Origin of the sequence: Carboxydocella sp. JDF658 (genome assembly GCF_002049395.1) — a bacterium.
Lineage (GTDB): Bacteria > Bacillota.
In genome coordinates, this window is the sequence record NZ_BDLR01000004.1 from 80,096 (window position 1) to 105,658 (window position 25,563).

A 25,563-nucleotide genomic window follows, 5' to 3' on the forward strand; every position below is an offset into this window, starting at 1 on the left:
TTTCTATTATCCATCAGCTTCCGCGATAGGTCAATTTTTTGTAAGTAAAGTAAATTATGAAACTAATGTAATTTACAAAAATAGATCCTGTGGCCAGAAAAACCACAGGCTTATCCTTTTTCGAAAATCTGATATAACTTTACCGGTCTACCAATAGCTCCGTATTTTACTTCCACCTGAATTCTACCGTTTTTTTCCAGATAATCCAGATAGCGTTTAACTGTTACCCTGGTCAGATTCACCCCTTCAGCTATTTCTTCCGCCGACAGGGCCTCTGTTTGCTGGGTCAAATAGGCCAGTATCTGCTTTAAGGTAGATTCGTTCAGACCCTTGGGTAAACTTTCTTCAACGCTGGCAAGACTGGCAGGGGTATCAACTTCGGCTGCCCCCTTTGAAGCCAGCTGAGGCTGCCCCTGCTGCTGACTGATCTGCTGGGTCAACTTCTGCAATTCCTCTACCATCTGGTTAAAAGCCTGAGCCAGTTGCCCGATCTCATTGGAGCTATCCACTTCCACCTTGACTGCCTGATGCCCGGAAGCTACTTCCATAGTTCCCGCTGTAATTTGCTGTAAGGGGCCGATAATAACCCGCTGGGTAAAAAACCAGCCCGCCAGTGCTACCAGCAAGGTTATACCAGCGCTGATGGAAATCACAGTAAAAATTGATTCTTTTAACAGCTGATCTGACAGTCGCTTGGAAATACCTACATAAAACATGCCAATGATGTTACCCTGACTATCCCGCAGGGGTTTATAAGCGGTCTGATAGTACTCGCCAACCACATTGGCTTCACCCAGGTACACCTGTCCATTCTTCAACACTGTGCGGGCCACCGCATCCGAAACTTTCGTTTTTAAAGCCCGCTGGCCATCCGGCCCCCGTACAGTAGTGGCCACTCTGGTATCACCCAGGAAAATGGTCACAGTATCCCCCGTTAGACTGGCAATATAATCTACCAGTTCCAGGTCGTTATTGATTTTATGCTCGCCTTTATATAACTCGCCATTTTTCACCTGCCAGGAACCCGGGTACATTAAATCGATAATAGCTTCCCCTGTGGCCAGGTCGCTTTTAGCTTTAGTTTCCGTGGCCAGAATGGCCCTTTCCTTCATATGAATGCTGATCACAACAGTTAATAAGAGCGACAGCAGGAGGATAGGTCCCAGAACTAATAGTAATAATTGTTGTTTCAGGGACTTCATCTTTTATCACTCCCTACAAACATCTACTTACAGTTATACAGGAAAAGCCCGTATTTTTCAATCAATAAATTTGACAATAAGCATTTTATTTAATATAATCTAATACGGTAAGGGAATGAATGAGGTCTGGTGGCCTCCCCGGCCTTCAAAGCCGCGTGTTTCGGGGTAGCCCCTCGAAAGGTGGGTTCGATTCCCACGCATTCCCGCCAGAACAGATTTGAAGCCTATAAATCCCAGCAGGATTTATAGGCTTTTATATTTTTACGAAAATGTGATGAAACTAACAGTTTTCTGTGACTGTTTTACTGTATGATGATAACTGGTCTTTGCTAAAATAAGCACAACAGGAAATTGAGGAGGAGTAAAAAATGGTTAAAAGAAAAATAGTAAAAATCAATGAAGACCTGTGCACTGGCTGTGGTAAATGCGTCAGCCCCTGTGCCGAAGGTGCCATAACTATCGTAAATGGCAAAGCCAAAGTCTTGCGGGAGGAACTCTGTGATGGCGCTGGCTATTGCCTGGCTGTTTGTCCCACCGGAGCTCTGACCATCGAAGAAAGGGAAACAGTGGAATTTGACCACCATGCTGTGGAAGAACACCGCAAACAAATTCTGGACCAGCTGGCAATCGTCAAGTGTGCCCGCTGCGGTGCCAGTGAAATGGAGCGCGTCCTTATCCCTTACCGGCATAAGCAGGACAGCCAGTGGGTCTGTGTCCGCTGTTTACCGGCCCTGATACATGGCTAAAAGTTTTCCCCCTATGATAGTAATTCAAATCTACCATAGGGGGAATTTTATTTCATTTTCCGTTCTCCAGGGTTCAGTTTCAGAAGCTTTTATTCGCTCCTGGTTGAAGGGGCTAGATGGGTTTCACGTAAAAAAGGAGTATAGTCTGTTTCCCGGTGGTAATTGGGAACTGGCCAGCCGAAACGGCGCCGTTGTTTGAGCCGAAAAGCAGCAGCATGTTTTTTAAGTTCAAAACCAATACCTGCAGTTACTTTTTTGGGCTCTAATAACTCAAGACTGATAGCCCCCTGTGTTCGTGCTAAACCGACTAATTCCTCTCCAGCAGAGGAACGTACCAAAATGGTCGACTTACCAGCCTCGGTTCCCGGTTTCATAGTCGGATCCCAGTAGTCACCAACAGCAACGTCCGCAAGTTCTGCAGCCCAGTCCGTGCACATTTCACACCGATCCCGCTTGTATGCAGGCATTAATATGTGGTACATGTAATGATGCCGATCAATAACTATTTCCTTACCATCAGCCAAACGAACCGTTAAATGGCCGGGCCAGTTACCGCCCCGGTAATTAAGACATTTAACATATTTTAAATCCTTAATACCACCCTGTTCAACCAGCAAATGCCTGGTCCCTTCAAAATAAAATTGAGAAGCGCAAAAAAGGCCAATCACAAGTTTAACAGCTTTTGCTATACTGTCCGGTTTACCGGAAAACTGCATCTTGCGAATTCCATGGATATGACAGGGACAGCCTACAATTGCAATTCGAGTATAACCGCGGGCTACTGCCTCATTCAGCAAACTGTTAATAGGTACCACCGCATATTTAGAACCCGCGGCAGCCAATACTTCTTCTTTTGTAGTTACCAACCTTGCTTCTGTCCGCAATGGGTTATCCTGTTGAAAGCCCGCTACAAGGGCACAGTCGATTACTCCTCTTTCCAGCGAAAATGCCAGCAGGGCACTAACCAGGCCTCCCCCGGTACCTTTTTCCCTAATTGTCGGGTCAGAGGCATAACCATAGTAACAGCCCGCATAAACGCCTAAATCATCTTTTCTTTCCGGCCTTACCCGGCCAAAAAATTTCTGTTCCAGTACCGGGATGGGAATATCGGCCCCCGGGCAGGCCTGAGTGCATATCCCACAAGCCTTACACTCACCTTTTAACTCAGGCAATAACTCCCCATCTTCTTCTGTAATTCCCAATACCCGCCAGGGACACAAACCTACACAAGTGCCGCAGGTGGTGCAAAGTCCCCGGTCAATTACATCCCTTTTAAGTTCTTCAAAAGATTTCATTATAAATTTTTCCTCCTTATTTTTCGGGCGGCAACAATTTTCTTTGATAATATTTAGAATAAACAGGCGCCAGGGGGTTATGGCAAGTAACTCGATCTTTTACAACCAAAGTGGAGACAGGGGCGGTTGAATATTTTGTAAAAATAGCATCGTGGCCAATACAAAGTCCGATTATTAAATTCAACTCCGTTCCGGCCTCACCTAATATTTTAGCTTGAGCTACCGGATTACAGGTAGCTTCATAGCGTCCTTCAACAACATTAGGCATGCCAAATTCTTTTTTATCCATACCGCATACTTTACATATAACTGAATCTACTTTAAAATAATTCTCCAAAATTCGGGAAATTATCTTGGCCTCATTGGAAAGGCCGACACAAAAGGCCAATCCTATATGCTTGATACCTACTTCCTGGCAAAACAAAATAACTTCTTCTAAACGAGTCTTCTTCATGTAATGTTCGGCTTCAATTTTTGCTGCAGCAGTCCACATCTTTCTTACTAATTCGTCCTCATACTCCGGAACCGGGATTCTTTCCTTGGTACAAACCTTCCCCTGGAAATAACAATCATTTTTTGAACAATCGGCGCATTTCACTTTGCATTGCTCCTTTTCTCCATTTTACTTATCCAACCAGCGCAAAATACTGTGAAGTGTAACCTGACGGTTTACATCGGCAATAGAAGCTGTCAAAGGTATTTCTTTTGGGCAAACCCGGACACAGTTCTGGGCATTACCGCATTCAGCTATACCGCCTTCACCCATCAGGGATTCAAGGCGTTGGCCTTTACTCATTGCTCCGGTGGGATGAGCATTAAAAAGGCGAACCTGAGCAATGGGTGCAGGACCGATAAACTTCGATTTGGGGTTGACATTGGGACACGCTTCCATGCAACACCCACAAGTCATGCAACGGGACAATGGATATATCTTCTCCTGTACTTCCTGGGACACCTTGGGTCCAGGTCCCAAATCATATGTCCCGTCAATATCAATCCAGGCCTTGACCTTTTTCAGGTTTTCAAACATAATGCTGCGATCTACCATCAAATCCCTGATAACGGGGAACTTGGTTAATGGTTCAAGCACAATAGGCTGTGTTAGCTGGTCAATCAACGCCGAACAGGCCTGACGGGGTTTACCATTGATAATCATGGTACATGCTCCGCAGACTTCTTCCAGGCAATTACATTCCCAAACTACAGCCGTTGTTTTCTGTCCCTGGGCATTAACCGGATTTCTTTGAATTTCCATTAATACGGAAACCACGTTGGCTCCTGTCCGGTAAGGCACTTTAAATTCTTCCCAGCGTGGACGATCCTGGGGGCTATCTTGTCGTTTAATTTTTAGATGAATTGTCTTCGACATTCATAGTAGCCTCCTTTTCCACATCATAACGTCGTGGTCTTGGTTTAATGTATTTAAGGTCAACTTCCTCATAACTAAAGACAGGGCCTTCCGGAGTATACCTGGCCATAGTTGTTTTCAGCCAATTAGCGTCATCCCGGTCCGGAAACTCCGGTTTATAATGGGCACCCCGACTTTCATTCCGGTTAAGAGCACCAATAGTAATTACCCGGGCCAGTTGTAGCATGTTCCACAGCTGTCTGGTAAATTGGACGGCCTGGTTAGCCCAGCGACTGGTATCGTTAATATTAATTTTCTGCCAGCGTTCCTGAAGCTCTACCAGTTTTTCATCAGTCTTCTTTAGTTTATCATTATATCGGACAATGGTAACATTTTCATTCATTATTTCACCCATTTCCCGGTGCAAGGCGAAGGGGTTTTCTGTTCCGTTCATCTTATAAATTCTTTCCTGGAAATCAATTTGACGTTTTAACTCGCGTTCTATAACCTTGCTGCTGACAGTTTCGGCAGATTTGCCAATATTTTTTACATATTCAACAGCTTTCGGCCCTGCAATCATTCCACCGTATATGGCAGAAATCAAAGAGTTAGCCCCTAACCGGTTGGCGCCATGATATTGATATTCACATTCCCCGCAAGCAAAGAGGCCTGGAATATTGGTCATCTGGTTATAGTCCACCCAAAGTCCGCCCATCGAATAATGAACAGAGGGGAAAATCTTCATCGGTACCTTTCTAGGATCTTCTCCCATAAACTTTTCATAAATTTCCACGACACCACCAAGTTTGCGGTCAATTTCTTTGGCTGGAAGGTGGGAAATATCCAGGTAAACCATATTCTCCCCGTTAATGCCAAGCTTTAACTCGTAACAAACTTTATGGATAGCCCTTGCGGCAATATCTCTTGGCACCAAATTCTTATAGGCGGGATACCATTCTTCAAGAAAATACCAGGGCTTGCCATCTTTGTAAACCCAGATCCGGCCGCCTTCGCCCCTAATAGATTCAGACATCAGGCGGCGCTTATCTTCTCCAGGGATACCCGTCGGGTGAATCTGAATAAATTCCCCGTTGGCATAAATTGCTCCCTGCTGGTAAACAGCGCTCGCCGCCGAACCGGTATTAATGGTAGAATTGGTGGTACGGCCGAAAATCATTCCCGGGCCACCGGTGGCAAGAATCACCGCGTCTGCCTTGACTGCATGGATTTCCATAGATTTCATTTCCTGTACTACAAGACCACGGCAGATTCCCTCATCATCAATAATTGCCGATAACATTTCCCAGCCTTCATACCGTTTGATTAAACCAGCGTCTTCATAACGCCGCGTCTGTTCATCCAGGGCATAAAGGAGCTGTTGACCGGTGGTTGCACCAGCAAAAACTGTTCTGGAGTACTTTGCCCCCCCGAGCCGGCGAACATCAAGGTGCCCTTCCGGGGTACGGTTGAAAGGCACTCCCATCCGGTCCATCAGGTATATTATACCGGGTGCAGCATCACACATCCCTTTCACCGGAGTTTGGTTGGCTAAAAAGTCGCCACCGTAAATAGTATCATCAAAATGTTCCCAGGTAGAATCCCCTTCACCCTTGGTATTAACAGCAGCGTTAATTCCTCCCTGGGCACAGGCAGAATGGGAGCGCTTGGCGGGAACTAGAGAGAACAAATCAACATGCATACCTGCCTCAGCTATTTTAATAGCGGCCATCAAACCGGCTAATCCACCGCCAACAACCACGATTTTTCCTTTACTCATATCTGTTTACCTCCAATCCTATCTCGTAAAGGCTACCAATACGTTGATACCAATTATGTTGAGTACCAGGAAAAGCAGCCCCGTAACATAAGTGGTCACTTGCTGCGCCCTTGGACCAACTGTAATACCCCAGGTGATGAGGAATGTCCATAACCCGTTGGCAAAATGAAAAACAGCTGCAACTAAACCGACAATATAAAAAGCAAAAATTCCTGGATTACTGAGAGAAGCGCTTATAGCCTCAAAACTGACCTCGGTATCGTAAAGAGCTTTTGCCAAACGCAAGACATATACATGCCAAACCAAAAAAACTAAAGTTACGATAGCCGTTACACGTTGCAAGTAAAACATCCAGTTACGGAAATAGCTATAAGATAAGATATTATTCTTGGCAACATAAACTATATACAAACCATAAAATGCGTGAAAGGCAATGGGTAAGCCGATAAACAATATTTCAATAAAAGTGAGATAAGGCAAGGTTTGAAAGAATTCAATTTTTTCGTTAAAAGCTTTGGCCCCTTTAAGTGCAAATGAATTGGTAAAAAGATGTTCCAGCAGAAATAATCCGATAGGTATTAAACCTGAGAGAGAATGAATCCGGCGAAGAAAAAAGCTGTTTGTGCTCATATCTAATAAACTCCCTCCTTTCAATTAGTAAAAAATAAAGCGATATTTTGTATGTTCTCCATTTTTAATGCCTTTTGTAAAAGCCTTTCTGCTTCTTCTGGTTTTAGTCTGATACCCGCCAGTTCCCGGAATTTCACAGATAATTCCTCAGCAGTTACCGGATTTTCCGGATCACCTTTCGGGAAGTTGGTCCGCTCAGTATAGACTCGATTATCTGAACAGTAAATTTCTACTATAGCAGGCCACTGTTCCGGGTATAAAGCTTCTATTTCCGGATCTTGAACCAGCTCAACCCTGGACATCAGCTCGCGGATCTCTTTGTCTTCCAGAGCTGCCTCGTTAAACTCGGCGAGTCCGGCCTTCCGCTTTTTTAATCCAAGGGCAACACAAAAGGGAAGGCTAAACTTGGCTGCATAAAGAGAATTGGGCTGATAATTTCCAGTAATATCCAAAGCAATCCCGTAAGTTTTAACAACTATTTTTTCAACCTGGCCGGGAGTTAAATCAAACTGCTTGGCTAATGCGATAACCAAATCTAATCCCGGATGGGTATGCCGGCAAGAGGCATGAATCTTGAAAGAATTCTCCAGAATTTTATAACTCTGGCCCAGGCCGTCAGTAATTTTATTTAAATCGTATTCCCTGGCTGTTGCTTTACAGAAACCTTTCTCACCTTCTAAAATTTTGCTCGCACCAGTAAACCCCCGGGCTGCCAGCAAAGCTGCCAGAAGACCGTTCATGGCTGCTTTTCCCGGGTGAAGATGTTTACTCATGGCACCGTCCGCCAGGAACTCCCACAGCCCCGCAGCCTGAGTGCCTGCATTGCCAAGGGCATGAACCATCTGGTCGCGATTCAAACCTAAAATTTTTCCCGCTGCTGCCGCAGCGCCAAAAGTTCCACAAGTACCGGTATTATGCCAATAATAGTAATGGGAGGGAGTAACCGCCTCGCCAATTCTGATACCGACTTCATAGCCAGCCACAATAGCAGTTATCAGTTCTTCACCAGATGCCCCGATTTTCTCAGCCGCTGCCAGGGCTGCCGGAATTATTGCAGCAGCAGCGTGTAAAATTGATGCCTTGTGAACATCATCCAGCTCTACAATATGCGAAACCGCCCCGTTGACCAGAGCAGCGTTAAGACAAGAAGATTTCCGCAAGGACGGAATTAATGTCGCCTGGGGGTTTCCCCCAATATCCTCAGCTACAGCATAAACCATTTGTCCCGCTTCTTTTCCGGCACCGGCCAGGGCAGACCCCAGCCAGTCCAGAAAAGATAACCTGGTAATTTCAATAACTTCGTCAGGCAAATCGGTATATTTGAGGTTACAGATATAATCAGCCAGCTTTTGCGAAATCATTACAGCAAGCCTCCCTTAACCCAGCAACTTTTTTAAGGTCGGAATCATATCATCAAATTTTTCAAGCACATATGCACCGGCCTCTTTGAGTTTAGCCATTTTTGTTGAGGGTTTCCCTGTTCCGCCGGAAATCATCGCTCCAGCATGGCCAAAGACCGTCCCTTCAGGCATGGACTCGGTAAACCTGCCAGAAATATAAGAAATTAATGGTTTGGTAAAGCCTCCTGACTTAATAAATTCAGCCGCCTCTTCCTCAAAGCTGGTACCCGGTTCGGAATAAGTTACCACCGCTTTTGTTTCAGGGTCTTTCTCAAACAGGGCAAGCAGATCTTTAATAGAGCTACCGATCAAGGCGTCTCCACCGATGCTTATGGCAGTGCTAACCCCATAGCCGGCTCTTTTGACCATCCAGGACGTCTCGGCTGTCATACCTCCGCTCCGAGATATTACCCCTACCGGGCCCGGAACAAAACACCTTTCTACATTGTCCCCGCCAATGGCTCCCAGTTTTACCCTTTCCCCGGGACTGATCATACCCACGGAATTGGGCCCTACAATCCTAACACCCCGTTGCTGAGCTATATTTAAAAATTTAATGGCATCCTTTTGTGGCACGTTTTCTGTAGCAATCAAGATTAACTTAATTCCATTAGCTATTGCTTCCATCACAGCGTCAAAGACAAAGGCCGGTGGCACATAAACGAGAGAGGTGTCCAGTTCATGCTCACGACAGGCAGCTTTTAATGTATCGTAAACAGGTACACCTTCAACATCCTGCCCCCCCTTCCCAGGGGTAATGCCAGCAACAATTTTCGTTCCGTAAGCTAAGGTATGCTTAGTGACCATGGTAGCTTCCCGCCCGGTAATACCTTGAATAACTATTTTCGAATTGCGGTCAATTAAAATTGCCATTAGATTGTCCCTCCCAAATACTGATTTTGTTTCATCGGGTCGTATATTCTCTATTCACCGTAGGTTTCTTTCATGCGCTGTACCATTTTGGCAGCAGCTTCTGTAATAGTAACATCATCACCGTAATATTCAATACCGGCATTGACAAACAGTTCCTTGGCTACAGCATCGTTAACCCCTGCCTCCCGGACAACAACCGGGAACTTTGATGGATCAATGTTTAAGTCTTTAAGAGCCCTGATAATCCCTTTGGCCATTATGTCAACCTGAGTGTTGTTGGTAATGTTATGAGCAACAAAAAGCCCTTTAACACCAGGTTTCGATAAAATACCCCTGGTCAGTCCGTACACTTTTTCCTCTGTCGGGTTTCCACCAACTTCAGAATAGTTAGCCGGTTTGCCGCCAAAAGAAACCAAAGCGTCAAAACTTAACAAACTGCCGCCACCACCACCGCACATAAAACCTATATCTCCACCATCCATTTCGGTATAACGGGCAGTGCCGCGATAAGGATCTGCTTCATTAACCGCAATCATTTGCTTCTCCAATTCTGTGAGCGGTCGCCAGGCTCTTTCACTGCCAATCTGCACTATGTCTTTAAGTTCAGGATGACGGTACATAGCTGAATCATCAACACTCATAACTGAAGCAGCAGCAACAATGTCCTCATCGGTTGTTACCACCAGTGGGTTAATTTCTAAAAGATAGGCATCAGTACTATCAAATAAACGGTAAAGTTTAGATAAAACTCCGGTTGCTTTAGTCAAAAGCTTGCCCTTAACACCTAATTCACTCCATATTTCCTTGGCTTCATAATCACAAAAGCCAAGAATCGGGTCTACATGATAGGTAATAATTTTTTCCGGCCACTTGCGGCTTAGTTCTTCTACATCGATACCACCACAAGTACTGGCAATAATCACAGGCGCTTTTTTGCTCTTGTCAATAGTAATTGAAACAAACCATTCCTCGGCAATAGAAATCTTTTCTTCCACCAAAACTCTTTCAACGGGGAAACTGGCCACTTTCATCCGCAACAGTTCAGCCGCTAAATGGGATGCTTCATCAGGAGTATCAGCAAATTTTATTGCACCTGCTTTTCCTCTTTTGCCGATAGGTACTAAAGCTTTTAAAACTACCGGTTTGCCAAAACGTTTAGCAATTTCCCGGGCTTCCTCAGGGCTTGCCGCTACATCGTTTTGCGGAGCCGGAATACCAAACTGCCGTATTAGTTGTTTACTGTGATTTTCCGTAATTCTTCCCATACTAAACCCTCCTTAAAATTTAAGAAATATTTACATTCCTAATGCTTCAGCTATAGCCAATAATTTTTTTGCACGCATGGCCACAGGGTAGTCAATAAATTTACCGTCCACCTGAATCGCAGCCAATCCTTGTTTTTCGGCTTCTTCAAAAGCAACAACAATTTTTCTTGCCTGGGCTATTTCATCAGGGGTGGGTGAGAAAACTTTATTTACTGGTTCTATCTGTCCTGGGTGAATGACTAATTTACTCTGGAATCCCATACTTCTAACCAACCGGCACTCTTCCACCAGTCCATCTATGTCCTTAATTTCTGGATAGACTGTATCGATAGGTGCTTCAATACCAGCAACCCTGGAAGCAATTACTAACTGTGAGCGGGCATAAAAGAAAGCATTGCCATCTTTGCTCCAGGTTGTTCCAATATCGAGACTAAAATCAATCGCCCCAAAAGCAAGCCGCGAAATCCTTGGTGAAGCAGATGCAATTTCCGCCGCCCGATAGACACCAGCTGCACTTTCAATTAGAGGGATGAGGTCTATTTGTCCCGGAGGGAGCCCTCTTTTTTTCTCACCTTCAGTTATCAGCCAATCAACCATACGAATGTCTTCAGCGGATTCGGCCTTGGGTAGCATAATACCGTCCAACCGCGAGCAGAAAACTGCTTCTAAATCATCAAAGAAAAAATTAGTGGAAATGGAATTAACCCTAACATAAGCCTTACAACCCCTGGGTTTTAACAAAGTTTCCTGGACCACCTTGCGTGCTTGCTCCTTTTCACTGATTGCTACTGCATCCTCCAGATCGAGGATAACGGCATCAGCTCCTAATGTCAGTACCTTGTCTGATTTTTTGGAATCACTGCCAGGAGCAAACATAAAAGTACGCAACGGTTTCATTAAATATCGCCTCCTTTCATAATCAGAATTTTATTAATTTTTTCATTTTTATTAAAAAGCAAAAACCATGCCAGCATTTTGGCATGGTTTTTTCGCCTATTTTGATATTCGCCGTTTATTTACTGAACAATAAACTTGACATTTGTTTAAATTTTAAACTCTTTTAACTTCTTCCAAAGAGTGGTACGACTTATACCAAGTTTTTGAGCCAAAAGAGTCCTGTTTCCATTCATTTTGGCATCAAGCTTTCTAATGATTTCTAACTCCATTTCTTCCAATGTTCCCTCCCGAACTGTAATTGTGTCACCTTGCCAGCAGTTAACCTCTGACCTGTCAGGCTGTTGAAAGGTTTCCTTAAAATAACACTCCAATTCCTTAGAGGCCTGGTTATTTTGTTCCAGAATAACATAACGCTCGATGATGTTCTCCAATTCCCTCACATTTCCCGGCCAAGAATAACTTAACATCAATTCCTTTAAATATGAAGGGATTGATGTTACTTTTTTATCAAATTTCCTATTAAATTTATTTAAAAAGTGGTTAATCAATACCGGGATGTCCTCTTTTCTTTCCCTCAGCGGCGGAATTTTCAAATTAAGGACGTTCAGACGGAAATATAAATCCGATCGGAATTCTCCATTTTGAACCGCCCGGTTTAAATCTTCGTTTGCCGCTGAGATAACCCGCACATCGACGGGGATAATCCGATCTCCGCCAACCCGCCTAACTTCCTTTTCCTGCAATACTCTTAGAAGCCTAGCCTGCAAGTTCAACGATATCTTTCCTATTTCATCAAGAAATATAGTTCCACCATGAGCCAACTCAAACAACCCCGGCTTACCGCCTTTTCTTGCCCCGGTAAAAGCCCCTTCTTCATAACCAAAAAGTTCACTTTCCAAAAGGTTTTCCGGCAAGGCTGCACAATTTATAGCAACAAAAGGCCCCTTCCGTCTGTCACTGATAGCATGCATACTATGGGCAAATAGTTCTTTACCAGTACCGCTCTCACCAATAATCAATACAGTAGAGTCAGTCCGACCGAACTGTTTGGCCCGTTCAATTGTTTTTTCCATGATACTACTGCAGTAAACAATATCGTCAAAATTAAACCTGGAGATCAAACCTTTATTGTAGAGTTCTTTCCTGATGCGTTGTTCCAGCCTCTGCACCCTGGTAACATCCTGAAAAGTAATAACCATGCCAATATTCTGCCCTTCTACCATAATTGGCACCCGGTTAAAGACAATCTGGGCATCACCAAGACGCAGCACCTTCTCCGTTTCTTCTGTACCGTCCATTAAAAGAGGGGCTGGCAAAAGTGTTGATACAAGAGTATCTGCCGACCGGCTTAACACTTTTTCCCTGGGCAATCCCAGGATTTTTTCCGCTGCTGGATTAAAGACCGTTATCTCTCTTTCCTGATTCAATGCTACTATTCCATCAAAAGCATGATCAATAATCGTCTTAAGCCACTGTGTCTGTTCGAGGTCCTTTTGGCGCAACTCGATTATTTCCAAAGCCCTTTGGAAAGCACGGACTACGGCCCGTCGACTTGTATAAACCAAGACACCATGCATGCCAGCCTTTTGTGCTAACTGTACCCCTGTGTTACCTCCGCCTACTACTACCTCTACTCCTGATTTCTTGGCAGCAATAATTTGTTCCTGTAGTTCCTTTATATTACTGTAGATAAATTGCCGGATCGGGCAGCCTATTATTTCTTCCATACCAGCCAGAAAGTCCGATTCAAGCCGCGCGTGGTCATATGTGAAAAAACCAATATGGTGACTCACCTTTCTTGCTTTCCAAAAAGCCTGTAAAATATCAAAATCGGTAGCATCTGCATTGATCACCGGGATACTAAAATTCTTTTTCAGTGTTTCGGCCGTACCCCCCCGGCTGATAATGACTTCTATCTTATGCTGGTTAAGGACTTCCTGGAGTTTTTGCACAGCTTCTTCCAAAACCGCTTCCACAACAATAGCAGGCGTAGCCATCTCTTCCGAGACTCGTCTGAAAAGGGTGGTAAGCTCCGGATAAGACGAAGTCACTGCAATCTTAGGCTTCATCAAATCCCCCCCTCGAACCATTTGTTTTACACAACAGTTTTTCCTCAATTAGAGTGTATGCTGCCGGGATAAGTAGAGGGGTAAGGATAGTAGAGGTTAGCAAGCCGCCCACCAGCACAATCCCCATCGATGAACGCATCTCCGCTCCTTCGGCTACAGCCAGGGCCGTAGGCAGCATACCGAAAATCATGGTCATAGAGGTCATAAAAATGGGACGCAAGCGGGTTGTACCCGCTTCCAGCAGAGCTTCCCGTAAAGAAAGCCCCCGGGCCCGCAGCGTATTGGTGTAGTCGATTAAAAGAGTACCGTTTTTTGCCGCCAGCCCATCCAGCATGATTAGGCCAATAAGTGAGAGGATATTCAAGGAATTGCCGGTTATAGCCAGTGCCGCCAGAGCGCCAATTAGCCCCGCCGGCAATGATAACATACGAATGAAAGGAGTAAGATAGGATTCATAAAGCACCACCAGAATCATGTATACAAACATTATGGACAACAATAACGCCTGAATCAGATCCTGGAAGGATTCTTCCATATCCTTCTGTTCTCCATAAAAACTGATGTGGTAACCTGGCGGCAGAACTAACTGGTCCAGCTGCCGCTGGATATCTCCAGTTACATCCCCCAGTTTTCTCCCCTGATAGTTGGCCGAAACGGTAATCAAGCGCTGACGGTCCTTATGGTAAATTACCGGGGGTGCCGTCCTTTCCTGCAAATCAGCTACCTGTGCCAGGGTGACCAGATCTCCTGTCAAAGTCTGAACTTTAATAGCAGCCAGCTGTTCCCTATCCTGCACCTGCTCCCGGCGGGCCTGTAAACGGACATCGGTTTCCTTGCCCTGTTGGCGCAAAACCCCGGCTATCTGGCCATCTACTGCTGTGCGCAGGGTCGTCCCGGCTTCATAGGCTGTTACCCCCAGCAGAGCCGCCCGTTCCCGCTGTAAAATCAGCTGCCATTCTGGCTTACCTTCCTTTTTCCAGCTGCTCATCACATCCACGGTTCCCGGAGTCTGGCGCACAATCCTTTCCACCTGGCTGGCCAGTTTCTCCAGGGTCTGAAAGTCCGGGCCTGTCACTTCGATTTGAATGGGCAATCCTCCCCGGCCCCCTACTATTCCCGGATCACTGACTACCAGTTTTATCCCAGGAAAATCCGGAGCCCAGGTGCGAACTTCGTCCATAATTTCCCAGACGGTGCGCTGGCGTTCTTTTTTGTCCACTAGCAGCACGTCTACACTGCCTAAGTTTACAGCAGAGCTGATACCGTATTTTTGGCCGGTATTTCGACCAATGGTAGCCAGATAGCTTTTCACTTCCGGTAGTTGCCTGACCCTGGCCTCCAGTTTTTTGACAGCAGCATCAGTGGCTCGCAGGGAGGCCCCTTCCGGCAATTCCAGAGTGATGGTAAAACGATTCTGATCTGTCCGGGCAATAAACTCTGTTCCAATAAAGCCAAGAGGAATCAGGGTTACTGCCCCACCTACCAGCAATAACACCACCAGGATGGTAAGGCCCCGGTGGTCAAGGGTCCAGAGCAAGGCCCGGCGATAAGCAACCACAACCCAGGCTCCCAGCCGCTCCAGATAGCGCCAGAAACTGCCCTGGGCTTCTTTACCGCCACTGGCAAAGAGCCTGCTGGCCAGCGCAGGCGTCAGAGTAAAGGATACCAGCAAGGAAAAGAGAGTAGCAAAAACTACTGTTAAACCAAACTCCCGGAAAAACTGCCCTACCATGCCTTTCATAAAAGCCATGGGACCAAAGACAACCACATCTGATAAAGTGATAGCTACTGCCGCCAGGCCAATTTCCATCCTGCCATCCAGAGCTGCCTGAAACCCGGATTTTCCCTGTTTCAAATGGCGATGAATGTTTTCCAGAACTACAATTGAATCATCGACCAGAATCCCCACTGAAAGGGATAGACCCATCAGAGAGAGCAGGTTTAGACTGAATCCGGCCCATTTCATAGCCATAAAGGTGGAAATGATTGAAACAGGAATGGCCAGCAGAGCGATTAGCAGTGAACGCCATTCGCGCAGGAAAAAGAACAGCACCAACCCGGTCATCAATACTCCTTCTACCAGGTTCCGCTGGGTATCTTTTAAAGAGGCATTGGTAAAGGTGGAATCATCTTTGACAACTGAGAGTTTAACCCCTGGTGGCAAGATGCGCTCCAAATCCTGCAGGCGGCTGGTTACCTGTTCAGCAGTAGCCACCAGATTGGCGCTGCTTTGCTTCTGGATAATCAGGGCCACAGCCTCCTGTCCGTTCAGGCGGCTATAATCCCGGTTTTCCTTGTTGGCCATTTTCACCTCAGCCACTTTATCCAGAGTCAAACCCGGCAAAAGGGGTAAATGGCGGATATCATCAAGATCGGTAAATTGCCCCACCAGGCGGACACCATACTCCCTCTCCCCCTGGGCAATCTGTCCCGAAGGTACATTCAGATTTTCTGCTGCCAGTTTGCGGGCCAGCTGGTTTAAGGTCAGGCCATATTGTTCCAGTTTGAGCAAATCCACATTGATCTGCACTTCCTGTTTTTGCCCACCGACAATATCCACTTGAGCCACGCCCTGGATGTTCTGCAGCGCATCCTTGAGTTTTTCGTCGGCAAGACGATACAACTCATTGGCAGGAAAAGGGCCGGTCAGCGCCAGAGTCATAAAGGGCTGATTGTTAAAATCAAATTTTTTCACTACCGGTTTTTGCGCATCTTTAGGCAGTTTGTTGATTATCCCGTCAATGGCTTTCTGTGCATCCTGAGCGGCAGTATCAGCATTGGTACTCATGGTAAACTCCAGTACCGTCATGGCAATGCCTTCCCCGGCGGTGGAATTGATGCGCTTCAGCCCCGCCAGGGGAGCAACCGCTTCCTCAATAGGATCAACAATGGTTTGCTCGATTTCAGCAGCTCCCGCTCCCGGATAGATAGTCAGGATAGTAACATAGGGCAGATTGGCTACCGGAAACAGGTCCACTCCCAGCCCGCGGTAACCGATAATCCCCAGCACTGCCAGCAGGGCAAACAGGACAGACAGGGCCCTGGTTTTTTCCAGTGCCCAGCGGGTAATATTCATCTCTCTCCCCTCCCGGATGTTAGGCCAGTGGTTGTGGTTGCTCCCCTAACACACTATGCAGCATGGATAACAAAAAAGTTTCCCGGGCAATAGCGGCAAAAGCCAGACGAAGGTCCTCTACCTCTTGCCAGGGGGCCGTTGCCAGTTCAGGAATATGTTCCTTCAATTCGTAAATAATCCCGATACTGGCATGCTGAATTAAATAGACGGTTTCATATTGAGCCTGAACCTCTGCTGCCCAGTGAACAGCTTCGTACAAATGTCTTTCCAGTTCCAGCAAACTGGCCACTGCCAGGTCTTTGAAAACCAGCTCTCCCCGGTTTAACAGGCGCGCTGCCAGGAATAAGTCCACTCCCAGTCCGGCGGCCTGTTTCAGCTGATCCAGTAACAGCATATTATATTGTTCTTGCCATTCCTGAACCAGTTCATTGGTCAAAAGCAACCGGGCAAAGGCGATTTGCACTTTTTCCTGTAATACGGGAAGCATAGAGTTAAAAAATTTCTCCCGTTCCTCCCGGTAAAGGCCGGGCCCCTCCTGAACATCGTGAACAATTTCCTGCAATGCTGAACTCAGATCAAAATGATTCATCAGCTTCTCCTCCCGCCCCTATTTTAGCACAGGGAAGGACGGTAGAAAAGCAAGACCCGGTACAAAAATACCGGGTCTTTCGACTAAAACCAATCTTCACCGATTTCCTGGGCCAATTCTTCTCGCAAAGGCATTAGAATCCGCTGCCATTCTTTTCTTTGTTCAGGAGTAAGCTCAATGATTTTAGTACCCTGCGCCCGACGTATTCTTTCCAGATCATCCAGATTTTGTTTAAACGCTTCCTGTCGTTCCCAGATAGTGACTTCCTGCAAAGTATCCAGGAGCAGCTGTCTGATTTTTTGATCCAGAGCTTCCCACTGGCTCTTGTTAACAACTACGGCATAACCCACATAACCGTGATTACTCAAGGTTATATATTTCTGCAACTGGTAAAATTTTTTGGAATAAAGATTGGAAGGGGGATTTTCACTGCCTTCCACCTGTCCCTTCTCCAGCGCCGAGTAAACGTCACTGAAAGCCATAGCAACGGGATTGGCCCCCAGACGCCGGAATTGTTTTGCCAGCATGGGGCTGTTCATGATCCGGAAATTCAAATCCCGGAAATCGCTGACTTTTACCAGCGGCCGATTGGCTGCCATTACCTTGAAACCATTATCCCAGTAAGCTAGCACCAGCAGATTTCGGGCAAAGAGAGATTGTTTCAGTTTTTCACCTACCGGCCCATCCAGCAAACGGTGAACAGCATCGATATCTTCATAATAAAAAGGCAAGTCCAGCAATTGCCAGACCGGACTGAATTCCGTCAGTTTACTGGTGGCAGGAGCAATAATCTGGACATAACCCTTCTGCACAGCCGCCAGCTCCTCCCCATCCTTATACAAAGTGGAATTGGGGAAAACCTGGATTTCCACTCTGCCCCTGCTGCGCTCCTGCACCAGCTGGGCCCAGCGCCGGGCCGCCCGGCCTTTCGGGGTATTGTCTCCTACAACATGAGAAAATTTAAGAATAACTTTTTCCTGACTGCTTACCTGCTCAAAATCTCTGGCCGGAGTTTGACATCCTCCGGCCAGAAAAGCAAGTACCAATATAAGTATAAGTAACTTGCGCATCCGGCCTCTCTCCTTTTTTTAATTATTTCGAGGCCAGCTTGCCAAAATCCTTTTTTAATCTGCCATTAACACCCGCGGAATATAGAGGGAAATATCCGGCCAGACCATGAGCAGAATCATAACGGCAATCATCAACACAATAAAGGGCACAACCCCTTTGACCACTTCCTCCAGCCGTTCTCTGGCCATATTGCTGACCACGAAGAGGTTAAGACCCACCGGGGGAGTAATCATAGCCAGCTCCATGTTTACAGTCATAACAATGGCGAACTGAATTAGGTCAATTCCAAGATGTTCAATCATAGGCAGCAGGATAGGCAAAGTAATGAGAGTAATGGATACCGCTTCCAGGAAGGTGCCCATGATAAAGAACATCAAGTTCGTAACCAGGAAGAAAGTGAATTTATTCAGATTGGCAGTTTTGATCCAGTCACCCACCAGATTAGGAACCTGGGCATCGGTAATATATAAGCTGAAGACCATCGCCGCAGCAATTACCAGATAAATCATGGAAATAGTATTGGTTGCGTCCCGTAATGCCGGGCGGATGTCTTTCCAGCTTAGTTCACGATAGATAAACACCGAAACGATAATGGTATAAAAGACTGATAATACCGCCGCCTCAGTAGGCGTAACAATACCGGAGTAGATGCTGCCCAGAATAAATACCGGCAAAAACGCCCCGGGCAATGCTTTAAAAGTAGCCCGCCATCTTTCCTCCATCGTAGCCTTTTCGCCACGGCCAAAACCATTCTTTTTAGCATAAATTATAGCACTGATAATCAGGACCAGGGCCATGAACAGACCCGGTAACAGACCGCCCATGAACAGCTTGCCGATGGACTCTTCCACGGTGATCCCGTAGATGATCAATGTCACACTGGGAGGAATGAGAATACCCAGGGTACCGGAAGCGGCAATCAGACCCATGGCATAGCGTTTGGGGTAACCGCCTTCAATCATCGCCGGTAGCATCAGGGCACCAATCGCCGCTGCCGTCGCCGGGGAAGAGCCGGAAATAGCGGCGAATATAGCACAGGCCAGAATTGTTACCACCGAGAGACCGCCAGGCAGATGGCCGATCCAGGCCCTCAATGCAGCAATTAAATATTTGGCAATACCGCCGCGGGACATTAGCACCCCTGCCATCACGAAAGCGGGAATGGCAATCAGGGGCGGTGCCAGCAAAGCGGAGAACATCCGCTGTACAATCATATACAACGAAAACTTGCCACCCAGATAAAGGATAATACTGGCCGCTGTACCAAGACTGACGGCAATGGGCACATTCAAAAGAAAGAGGATAATAAACAGACTAAATAGCAGAGTGGTAGTTGTCATTACTGTCATGGCCCCTGCCTCCTTCCTCAGCCGCTGCCCAATCCCGGCCGCCATTTTTGAAAACATCGTGAATTTTGTCCAGATAACGGATAGCCAGCATGATACCGCTGAGCGGCAGGACCAGGGAAACAATCCAGAGAGGAGTCTGACTATCCGCAGAGCCCTGGCCCAGCAGTTTATAAGTCATTACCAGTTGGGTGCCGAACACGGTGATAGCTCCGGCAAAAGCCAGACCCACCAGATGAGCGAAAATGGTGACAATTCGCTTCACCCCTAATGGCAAGAGACGGTACAGCATATCCACCTTAATATGATGATCATCCCGCAGGGCCACAGCAAAACCGATCATTGCCCCCCAGACAATCAGATAAACCGAATATTCATCTAAAATGGATTCCGGTTTACCGGTTACATAACGCAAAACGACATTGACCATAACCAGGGTCAGACCCAGGAAGATTAATCCACCGGACAGATAATCCTCTATTGCTTCATACATGGCAATGAATCTCTTCATAAACTTCTCCATCAGCCTAGCCTCCCTTCTCCGGAAAAAAGGGCACACCCTGCGGATGTGCCCCTGCAAGACAAATTATTGAGCATTCCGGGCGGCATCCATGATTTCCTTGCCGATTTTGCTTTCATACTCCCTGTAGACGGGTTCCATTGCTTTCACAAATTCTGCCCGGTCGGCTTCAGTCAGTTCATAAATTTCCACTTTACCGCTCTGTTTGATTTTTTCGAAACTTTCCTTATTCTGTTTATCGGAGAGCTCAGTAGCCAGTTTTGTTGCTTCATCCATGGCTTCTTTAACCTTAGAACGCAGATCTTCGGGAATGCTGTCCCAGAAGGACTTATTAACCAGCACCACATAATCTATGCGACCATGGCCAGAGACAGTCAGATACTTCTGAACTTCAATGTATTTCTGGGTATCAATATTATTGAAGGTATTTTCCTGACCATCCACAGTACCATTCTGCAGAGCCGGATAAACTTCACCGAAGGGAATGGTCTGGGAACCAGCCCCCAGGGCTTTAAACTGGGCATCCAGCACCCCGCCGGATTGGGTCCGGAACTTCAGCCCCTTGAAGTCTTCCGGCCGCTTCAGAGGCCGCTTGGAGTTGGTAAAATGCTTGGCACCATTGGGCCACCAGGCCAAACCGAGAATGCCTTTGTCTTCCAGACTGGTCAGCAATTTTTGTCCTACCGGTCCATTGTAGAAGTTTAAGGCAGCCTGATCGTTCTTGAAGATAAAAGGCATATCAACAATCTGGTATGCCGGATTTAAACCCACCAGTTTGGTTGCAGAAGGAGCGATCATTTGCACATTGTTGGCCACCAGGGCTTCCAGCTCTTCCTTGTCACCATAGAGCTGGGAAGAAGGATATACTTCTACCTTGACTTTGCCGCCTGTTTTCTGTTCCACCAGCTCCTTGAATTTGAGAGCAGCCTGCCCTTTGGGAGTGGTTTCCTTTACCACATGGGAAAATTTGATAACAATGGGCTCATCCTTTTTCTGTTCCCCCTGGCTGCTCTTTTCACCCCCGGAGCCACAGCCGGCCAGACCGAAAGCCAGTAGACCTGAGAGGGCAAGCGCAGCAGCCTTACGCCAGAAATTTTTCATCCCTGTTACCTCCTTGTAAATTTTTTGATAATTTTTAATTTTACTTGTATTCTATCTAATATGTCTTTAAATGAGAACCTTTTGTTCATATTGATTATTTTGTTCATTTTGGTCAAAAAAAGGAGTTCACCGCAAAAAATAGCGGTGAACCGGTCTGCCCACTGAACCATATTGAATCTCTTTTTGGATCAATTCCTCTTTCTCCAAATATTCCAGGTAGCGTCTTGCAGTCACCCGGGCCACCCCAACCAGTTCCGCTACCTCTTCAGCCGTCAGAGGGATGGCTTTTTGTCTGAGACAGGTAAGCACTTGTTCCAGGGTAAATAAGTTCAAGCCTTTCGGCAGCTCAGTATGCTTGAGCTTTTCCTGAACAATCACCGGCACTGCCAGCTGATCGATATCCTTCTGGTCCACCTGCTCCTTGCTGATCAGCTGTTTGCGTCGCTCCAGATAGGTTTCCAGAGCCTGTTTCAGCCGCTCAAATTTAAAAGGCTTAATTAAATAATCCACTACCCCGAAGCGCAACATCTGCTGAACTGTCTCACTATCCTGGGCCGCGGTAATGGCTATGACGTCCACCGGTAAGGCTGTACTGCGGATTTGCTGAATTACCTGGATACCATTCGTATCCGGCAGATAGATATCCAGAATCACCAGGTCGGGGTGCAGGTACCGGATTTCCTCCACTGCCCTGCTCCCCTGCCGCAATGCCCCTATCACCTGAAAGCCGGGAATCATATTGATAAAGCTCTGGTTCACCTCTACCACCATGGGGTCATCTTCAATCAGCAATACGCGCAGAGGTTGCACCATCCATTACCCCCTCATAACTGAATTTAACCAGAAAAAGGGTTCCCTGCTGGGGCCGTGAGCGCAAAATAATTTTACCTCCGGCGTTTTCCGCCTGCTGTTTGATTAAATACAGGCCCAGCCCTCTCCCCTCTGGCCGTTTGGTAGAATACCCCAGCTGAAAATAGCGGTCAAAATCCACATCAACCAGACCCGGGCCCCCATCGGCCACCCAGAGTATCAATTCCTTTTGATCCTGTTTGATCCCGCATTTCACCCAGCGCTTTTCCTGCTGGCAGGGTAATACTGCTTCCATAGCGTTTTCCAGCAGGTTCCCCATAATCAGCACGATGTCACTGGCAGTCAAATTGGCTGGCAGGGTCTTTAACTCTGATTTTCGGTCCAGTTCAAACCGGATATTGAGTTCCTTGGCCCGACCCATTTTGCCCAGCAACAGCCCGGCAATAGCCGGATCTTTGACCTGTCGCGTAAGAAAAGCTGTGATTTCCTGTTGCTGTTCCGTAATGCGGAAGATATAATCCAGCGCCTCCTGATAACGATGAAGCTGGATTAACCCGGCGATGGTATGGAGCTTATTCAGGTTTTCGTGGTTCTGCACCCGCAGGGCCTCGACAAACTTTTTCACCCCGGTTAATTCTTCCGCCAGCCGCCTTACTTCCGACTTATCCCGAAACACCGCTACCGCCCCGATGATTTTCTCCCGCCAGCGGATGGGCAAGCGATTGGAAACAATGATCTTGCGGTTAAATACCAGTTCCTGATTGAATTGACTGCTGCCGGTGCTGATCACTTCCGGCAGTGCGGTATTGGGGATAACCTCATTTATTGGACGTCCCAGCAATTCTTCCTCTGCTATGCCCAGAATTTGTCGGGCCGCAGGATTAATCAAGGTAATGCGATTTTCCCGGTCGATAGCGATAATTCCTTCATTAATAGCCGCCAGGATCGCCTCCCTTTCTTCCATCAAAGCGGCGATTTCCTCCGGTTCCAGGCCAAAAATGGCCTGCTTGACATGAGCAGCCAGATAAAAAGCACCAATAGCACCAGCGAACAGGGCGAGGATCATCGTCAGATATATACTGCTTTTCCACTCCAGCAGCACTTCCCCCAGGGAAGGGGTCAAAATCCCCACCACTACTACTCCCACCTGGGCAATGCCCCGTTCATCCTTAATCGGGACAAAGGCACGCACAGCTTCCCCGTTGACTCCCACTGCCAGAGAAGTATATTCATTATCGGCAAAGGCCGGTCCCTCATCTCCACCGGCAAAAATCGTGCCGATCCGATTGGCCACCGGATGGGATAAGCGCTTTTTGTTCATATCCAGTACCACAATATAATCTACATTGGTAGCCAGCCGAATCCGTTCCACATAAGGCTGAATAATTTTTTCTGCCCCCGGACGCCCGACATTTTGCTGAATCAAAGGAGATTGGGCCACGGTGCGGCCAATGGCCAGGGCCCGCCGCCCCAGTTCAGAACGAAAATCCTGAACTGATTGCCAGCTCACTACCACCGCCACAATGGTTACCGAAAACATGACGATCAGAAAAGCCAGCAGGGTCATTTTGGTCCGCAAGCGTATAGTCATTCCGGAAAACCTCCCTCATCCCCGCTGCTGCTATACTTCGACATTTTTAACAGCTTCCCTGCCCGAACAAGCGAAAATGTGATAAAAGTCATTGCTATTTCCAAACAGATTAGTTAAAATGGTATTTGTTATAAAAAGTACAATCCGCAGAAGGGAGAGGAAGAAATTGTCACAGCAATTCTGGCGTCGCCTGAGTCAGGCCTTTTTTGTTCTTGCCAGCCTCTGGATCGGCTATCAATTCTATCAGTTTTATCTCTACCTGGAAGGGACTGGGCCTGCTGCCAGCCGTCCCCCCGGAGTAGAAGGCTATCTGCCCATCGCCGCCCTGGTGGGGCTAAAATACTGGCTAACTACTGGTAACTGGGACCCGGTTCACCCTGCCGGCCTGACTTTGCTCCTCTTTTTCCTGGCTATTTCCTGGCTGTTACATAAAGCCTTTTGCAGCTGGATTTGCCCGATCGGCAGCTTATTCGAAAGCGTGAGCTGGCTGGGTCGGAAACTGGGCCTGCCCGGCCATAAACAGCCCTGGCCCCGCCGTCACCTGGTATTGAAAATCCTGGACTGGTTGTTGCGCAGTATCAAGTATATCTTGATGATCTTTTTCCTGTATTACATTCTCCTGGGCATGAGTGGTGAAGAACTGGCCGCCTATCTGCAAACACCCTATATGGCTCTGGCTGATGTAGCCATGTTGCAGTTTTTCCTCAGCCCGGGTACCGTTTTTTTGACGGTGGTAGGTATCTTTCTGCTGGGCAGCCTGTTCGGCACCAATCTCTGGTGTCGCTACCTCTGCCCCTATGGCGCCCTCATGGGACTTATGGGCAGCCTGGGCCTGAGCCGGATCCAGCGGGATAGCAATAGCTGCATTAACTGTCAGGCCTGTAACCGGGCCTGCCCCAACTGGCTGCCAGTGGCTGAATCCCGGCGGGTACACAGCCCCGATTGCCATCTCTGTCTGCAGTGTGTCAGCGCCTGCCCGGTTCCAGGCACCTTAAAGCCCGGTTTCTGGTCCCGCTTTACCGGCAAGGAGGCAATGACTGTCGCAGTACTGGTTCTAGGACTGTTCCTGCTGGTTTACGTTGTAGCCCGGTTGACCGGCCACTGGGATAATGGCCTCTCCATCGATTTTTACCGGCAAATGCGGGCCTTTTATACCGGCCACCCCTGATCAGTTTCCAGCACCGGTATAGCGCCTGATGCCCCGATTCCAGATCAGCACCCCGATTAGGAAAACTACCAGGCCGACCAGCGGAGTTAAAATACCGCCGGTCAGGCCTTCTTTTTTGCCCAGCAGCAAGGCTGCCGGAAAATAGCCGGTAAAGGCAAAGGGCAATATAAAGGTGAGGATGAAACGGACAATTCCCCGATATACAGTGACAGGATAACGGCCATAAACCGAGATATTATACATAGTGGGCATCAGGGCGATATTGCCTTCAAACCAGAAGGCCAGACTGGCCAGTGCTATGAAGATGCCACCATAGATCAACGTTCCTCCGGTAACCGTCAAAATCAGCACGGGAAAATGCCACCAGCTCCAGTCCAGCCCAGCGGTTTTGGCACCATAAAGCAAAACGAGAAAGCCGCTGACCAGGCTGAGGGCTGATTCCAGTTCAATCTGTTCCAGCATTACCTGAAACAGGGAAGGGGCTGGACGAACCAGGACCCGGTCCAGTTCCCCCTGAAGAATATAGCGACGGGGAACTTCAAAGAAATTGCTGAAAAAAACATTGAACAGAGCATAGGGTAAGAGAAAAAAACCATAGAGAAACAGCATTTCCCCTTCATTCCAACCATTGAGCCTGGGAATCTGGCGAAAAATGACCAGAATCAGCACCAGACTCATAATCTGACTCATAAGATCAGCGAAAAACTGGGCAAAAAAATCTCCCCGGTATGCCAGCAGTTTCTTCAGGTACTGTTTGCTGTATCCGCTAAAAAGCCGCCAGTAATGCAT

The 25,563-nt window shown here is 47.1% G+C and carries 22 protein-coding genes and 1 tRNA gene; 3 read left to right on the forward strand and 20 right to left on the reverse strand.

The features are described 5' to 3' along the window. Nucleotides 1-110 precede the first annotated feature (110 nt). Nucleotides 111-1,202, reverse strand: coding sequence for a cache domain-containing protein (locus JDF658_RS01105; RefSeq protein WP_078664888.1), 1,092 nt, complete (start codon nt 1,200-1,202; stop codon nt 111-113). Nucleotides 1,203-1,313: 111 nt separating this feature from the next. Here JDF658_RS01105 and JDF658_RS14335 point away from each other — a divergent pair. Together JDF658_RS14335 and JDF658_RS01110 are read left to right on the forward strand one after the other, a co-directional pair. Further along, nucleotides 1,314-1,411: transfer RNA gene (locus tag JDF658_RS14335), tRNA-Sec, on the forward strand. 159 nt (nt 1,412-1,570) lie between these two features. After that, nucleotides 1,571-1,948, forward strand: a complete 378-nt coding sequence (locus tag JDF658_RS01110; RefSeq protein WP_078664889.1) for an ATP-binding protein — start codon at nt 1,571-1,573, stop codon at nt 1,946-1,948. 89 nt (nt 1,949-2,037) lie between these two features. Here the strand turns inward: JDF658_RS01110 and JDF658_RS01115 are convergent, their stop codons facing one another. The 18 genes from JDF658_RS01115 to JDF658_RS01200 all read right to left on the reverse strand — a co-directional run bounded on the left by JDF658_RS01115 (nt 2,038) and on the right by JDF658_RS01200 (nt 23,606). Further along, nucleotides 2,038-3,243: a Coenzyme F420 hydrogenase/dehydrogenase, beta subunit C-terminal domain gene (locus JDF658_RS01115; protein WP_079906203.1), complete on the reverse strand. Its 1,206-nt coding sequence runs from the start codon at nt 3,241-3,243 to the stop codon at nt 2,038-2,040. A gap of 16 nt (nt 3,244-3,259) precedes the next feature. After that, nucleotides 3,260-3,841, reverse strand: a complete 582-nt coding sequence (locus JDF658_RS01120; protein WP_079906204.1) for a DUF1847 domain-containing protein — start codon at nt 3,839-3,841, stop codon at nt 3,260-3,262. 24 nt (nt 3,842-3,865) lie between these two features. After that, complete coding sequence (gene sdhB / locus JDF658_RS01125) at nt 3,866-4,612, reverse strand: succinate dehydrogenase iron-sulfur subunit (protein ID WP_078664892.1); 747 nt, start codon at nt 4,610-4,612, stop codon at nt 3,866-3,868. Further along, on the reverse strand, nt 4,584-6,368 hold the full coding sequence (gene sdhA / locus JDF658_RS01130; RefSeq protein WP_079906205.1) for a succinate dehydrogenase flavoprotein subunit: 1,785 nt from the start codon (nt 6,366-6,368) through the stop codon (nt 4,584-4,586). The genes sdhB and sdhA overlap by 29 nt, the downstream gene beginning before the upstream one ends. 18 nt (nt 6,369-6,386) lie before the next feature. Next, entirely contained in the window at nt 6,387-6,998 is a 612-nt protein-coding gene (locus tag JDF658_RS01135; protein WP_079906206.1) for a succinate dehydrogenase cytochrome b558 subunit, read from the reverse strand. A 20-nt stretch (nt 6,999-7,018) separates the two neighbouring features. Further along, nucleotides 7,019-8,359 carry an MmgE/PrpD family protein gene (locus JDF658_RS01140; protein ID WP_078664895.1) on the reverse strand — a complete coding sequence of 447 codons (1,341 nt, stop codon included), beginning with the start codon at nt 8,357-8,359 and terminating at the stop codon, nt 7,019-7,021. 15 nt (nt 8,360-8,374) lie between these two features. Further along, nucleotides 8,375-9,271 carry a CoA-binding protein gene (locus JDF658_RS01145; protein ID WP_079906207.1) on the reverse strand — a complete coding sequence of 299 codons (897 nt, stop codon included), beginning with the start codon at nt 9,269-9,271 and terminating at the stop codon, nt 8,375-8,377. A gap of 50 nt (nt 9,272-9,321) precedes the next feature. Beyond that, nucleotides 9,322-10,536, reverse strand: coding sequence for a succinate--CoA ligase subunit beta (locus JDF658_RS01150; RefSeq protein ID WP_078664897.1), 1,215 nt, complete (start codon nt 10,534-10,536; stop codon nt 9,322-9,324). A gap of 30 nt (nt 10,537-10,566) precedes the next feature. Beyond that, nucleotides 10,567-11,433, reverse strand: a complete 867-nt coding sequence (locus tag JDF658_RS01155; RefSeq protein ID WP_079906208.1) for a CoA ester lyase — start codon at nt 11,431-11,433, stop codon at nt 10,567-10,569. 146 nt (nt 11,434-11,579) lie between these two features. Next, nucleotides 11,580-13,523 (reverse strand): sigma 54-interacting transcriptional regulator, encoded by a 1,944-nt coding sequence (locus JDF658_RS01160; RefSeq protein WP_079906209.1) that lies wholly within the window; start codon nt 13,521-13,523, stop codon nt 11,580-11,582. Further along, a complete protein-coding gene (locus tag JDF658_RS01165) occupies nt 13,492-16,578 on the reverse strand; it encodes an efflux RND transporter permease subunit (RefSeq protein ID WP_079906210.1) in 3,087 nt (1,028 codons plus the stop codon). Before JDF658_RS01165 ends, JDF658_RS01160 begins: the two co-directional genes overlap by 32 nt. Nucleotides 16,579-16,597: 19 nt before the next feature. After that, entirely contained in the window at nt 16,598-17,167 is a 570-nt protein-coding gene (locus JDF658_RS01170; RefSeq protein WP_079906211.1) for a hypothetical protein, read from the reverse strand. A gap of 83 nt (nt 17,168-17,250) precedes the next feature. Then, complete coding sequence (locus tag JDF658_RS01175; RefSeq protein ID WP_079906212.1) at nt 17,251-18,237, reverse strand: DctP family TRAP transporter solute-binding subunit; 987 nt, start codon at nt 18,235-18,237, stop codon at nt 17,251-17,253. 54 nt (nt 18,238-18,291) lie between these two features. Further along, entirely contained in the window at nt 18,292-19,587 is a 1,296-nt protein-coding gene (locus tag JDF658_RS01180) for a TRAP transporter large permease (RefSeq protein WP_079906213.1), read from the reverse strand. After that, a complete protein-coding gene (locus JDF658_RS01185) occupies nt 19,553-20,107 on the reverse strand; it encodes a TRAP transporter small permease (protein WP_242946579.1) in 555 nt (184 codons plus the stop codon). Before JDF658_RS01185 ends, JDF658_RS01180 begins: the two co-directional genes overlap by 35 nt. Nucleotides 20,108-20,170: 63 nt before the next feature. Then, nucleotides 20,171-21,205, reverse strand: a complete 1,035-nt coding sequence (locus tag JDF658_RS01190; RefSeq protein ID WP_078664904.1) for a TRAP transporter substrate-binding protein — start codon at nt 21,203-21,205, stop codon at nt 20,171-20,173. 126 nt (nt 21,206-21,331) lie between these two features. Then, nucleotides 21,332-22,018, reverse strand: coding sequence for a response regulator (locus tag JDF658_RS01195; protein ID WP_078664905.1), 687 nt, complete (start codon nt 22,016-22,018; stop codon nt 21,332-21,334). Beyond that, on the reverse strand, nt 21,987-23,606 hold the full coding sequence (locus JDF658_RS01200; RefSeq protein ID WP_079906214.1) for a sensor histidine kinase: 1,620 nt from the start codon (nt 23,604-23,606) through the stop codon (nt 21,987-21,989). The genes JDF658_RS01195 and JDF658_RS01200 overlap by 32 nt, the downstream gene beginning before the upstream one ends. Before the next feature lie 166 nt (nt 23,607-23,772). On the opposite strand from JDF658_RS01200, the gene JDF658_RS01205 reads away from it, so the two are divergent. Next, a complete protein-coding gene (locus JDF658_RS01205; RefSeq protein ID WP_159071898.1) occupies nt 23,773-24,774 on the forward strand; it encodes a 4Fe-4S binding protein in 1,002 nt (333 codons plus the stop codon). On the opposite strand, the gene JDF658_RS01210 is transcribed toward JDF658_RS01205, so the two are convergent. Continuing rightward, complete coding sequence (locus JDF658_RS01210) at nt 24,775-25,563, reverse strand: ABC transporter permease (RefSeq protein WP_079906216.1); 789 nt, start codon at nt 25,561-25,563, stop codon at nt 24,775-24,777.

What these genes read in the sequence shown, in the direction of transcription:
- JDF658_RS01105 (WP_078664888.1), bottom strand. Translation starts at nt 1,202, where the DNA reads ATGAAGTCCCTGAAACAACAATTATTACTATTAGTTCTGGGACCTATC.
- JDF658_RS01110 (WP_078664889.1), top strand. Translation starts at nt 1,571, where the DNA reads ATGGTTAAAAGAAAAATAGTAAAAATCAATGAAGACCTGTGCACTGGC.
- JDF658_RS01115 (WP_079906203.1), bottom strand. Translation starts at nt 3,243, where the DNA reads ATGAAATCTTTTGAAGAACTTAAAAGGGATGTAATTGACCGGGGACTT.
- sdhB (WP_078664892.1), bottom strand. Translation starts at nt 4,612, where the DNA reads ATGTCGAAGACAATTCATCTAAAAATTAAACGACAAGATAGCCCCCAG.
- sdhA (WP_079906205.1), bottom strand. Translation starts at nt 6,368, where the DNA reads ATGAGTAAAGGAAAAATCGTGGTTGTTGGCGGTGGATTAGCCGGTTTG.
- JDF658_RS01135 (WP_079906206.1), bottom strand. Translation starts at nt 6,998, where the DNA reads ATGAGCACAAACAGCTTTTTTCTTCGCCGGATTCATTCTCTCTCAGGT.
- JDF658_RS01140 (WP_078664895.1), bottom strand. Translation starts at nt 8,359, where the DNA reads ATGATTTCGCAAAAGCTGGCTGATTATATCTGTAACCTCAAATATACC.
- JDF658_RS01145 (WP_079906207.1), bottom strand. Translation starts at nt 9,271, where the DNA reads ATGGCAATTTTAATTGACCGCAATTCGAAAATAGTTATTCAAGGTATT.
- JDF658_RS01150 (WP_078664897.1), bottom strand. Translation starts at nt 10,536, where the DNA reads ATGGGAAGAATTACGGAAAATCACAGTAAACAACTAATACGGCAGTTT.
- JDF658_RS01155 (WP_079906208.1), bottom strand. Translation starts at nt 11,433, where the DNA reads ATGAAACCGTTGCGTACTTTTATGTTTGCTCCTGGCAGTGATTCCAAA.
- JDF658_RS01160 (WP_079906209.1), bottom strand. Translation starts at nt 13,523, where the DNA reads ATGGTTCGAGGGGGGGATTTGATGAAGCCTAAGATTGCAGTGACTTCG.
- JDF658_RS01165 (WP_079906210.1), bottom strand. Translation starts at nt 16,578, where the DNA reads ATGAATATTACCCGCTGGGCACTGGAAAAAACCAGGGCCCTGTCTGTC.
- JDF658_RS01170 (WP_079906211.1), bottom strand. Translation starts at nt 17,167, where the DNA reads ATGAATCATTTTGATCTGAGTTCAGCATTGCAGGAAATTGTTCACGAT.
- JDF658_RS01175 (WP_079906212.1), bottom strand. Translation starts at nt 18,237, where the DNA reads ATGCGCAAGTTACTTATACTTATATTGGTACTTGCTTTTCTGGCCGGA.
- JDF658_RS01180 (WP_079906213.1), bottom strand. Translation starts at nt 19,587, where the DNA reads ATGACAGTAATGACAACTACCACTCTGCTATTTAGTCTGTTTATTATC.
- JDF658_RS01185 (WP_242946579.1), bottom strand. Translation starts at nt 20,107, where the DNA reads ATGGAGAAGTTTATGAAGAGATTCATTGCCATGTATGAAGCAATAGAG.
- JDF658_RS01190 (WP_078664904.1), bottom strand. Translation starts at nt 21,205, where the DNA reads ATGAAAAATTTCTGGCGTAAGGCTGCTGCGCTTGCCCTCTCAGGTCTA.
- JDF658_RS01195 (WP_078664905.1), bottom strand. Translation starts at nt 22,018, where the DNA reads ATGGTGCAACCTCTGCGCGTATTGCTGATTGAAGATGACCCCATGGTG.
- JDF658_RS01200 (WP_079906214.1), bottom strand. Translation starts at nt 23,606, where the DNA reads ATGACTATACGCTTGCGGACCAAAATGACCCTGCTGGCTTTTCTGATC.
- JDF658_RS01210 (WP_079906216.1), bottom strand. Translation starts at nt 25,563, where the DNA reads ATGCATTACTGGCGGCTTTTTAGCGGATACAGCAAACAGTACCTGAAG.